The organism is Acinetobacter sp. WCHAc060033 (genome assembly GCF_004209125.1).
Classification (GTDB): domain Bacteria; phylum Pseudomonadota; class Gammaproteobacteria; order Pseudomonadales; family Moraxellaceae; genus Acinetobacter; species Acinetobacter wuhouensis.
Genome location: NZ_SGSW01000172.1, coordinates 1 through 654, shown reverse-complemented (window position 1 = coordinate 654; position 654 = coordinate 1). Strand labels below are relative to the sequence as shown.

Sequence of the window (654 nt, the reverse complement as noted above, 5' to 3'; positions counted from 1 at the left end):
CCTGACGACTAATCCCAAAAGCTTTCCCTAATGCCATTTTCGATGGATACTTCCCCTCCTTCCATGCTTGTCGTAAAGCTTCAGCTTGGTCAGGCTTTAGTTTATGCACCCGACCTTTGTACTTCCCCTGAGCAGAGGCGAGTTTTATTCCTTCCTTTTGCCGCTCTAAAATGATCTCACGTTCGAACTGTGCAAAAGCACCCATCATTTGAAGCATCAAATTATCCATCGGGGTGGATTCGGCTGTAAAAGTAATATTTTCTTTTACAAACTGGATGGCGATCCCTCGTTTGACCAGTTTATCTACTTCAGTGACCAAATCTTTTAGGCTTCGCGCAAAACGATCCATTGAATGTACAATCACCCTGTCCCCTTCCCGGACATAGTTCAACATTTCCTGAAATTTAGGTCGGTCAGTATTTTTACCTGAAGCACGGTCAACAAAAATCCGGTCGACCTCAATTCCTTCAAGTTGACGTCCAGTGTTTTGCTCGACAGAACTTACCCGGACATACCCTACTTTTTGGCCTTTCACTTTTTCACGCCCCAATTGGATAAAAATGAACAATTTCGTAAATTATAATTCTTTAACACTAAAGTTACATGTTACTTATGATTAAAAATCATTTAAATGATACATAATTTCATGAACTT

At 40.5% G+C, this 654-nt stretch carries 1 protein-coding gene; it reads right to left on the bottom strand.

All coding sequences use genetic code 11. The features are described from left to right. Positions 1 to 535 (bottom strand): recombinase family protein (locus EXE10_RS21155; protein WP_130114611.1); only part of this gene is annotated, 535 nt, incomplete at its 3' end. Positions 536 to 654 lie beyond the last annotated feature (119 nt).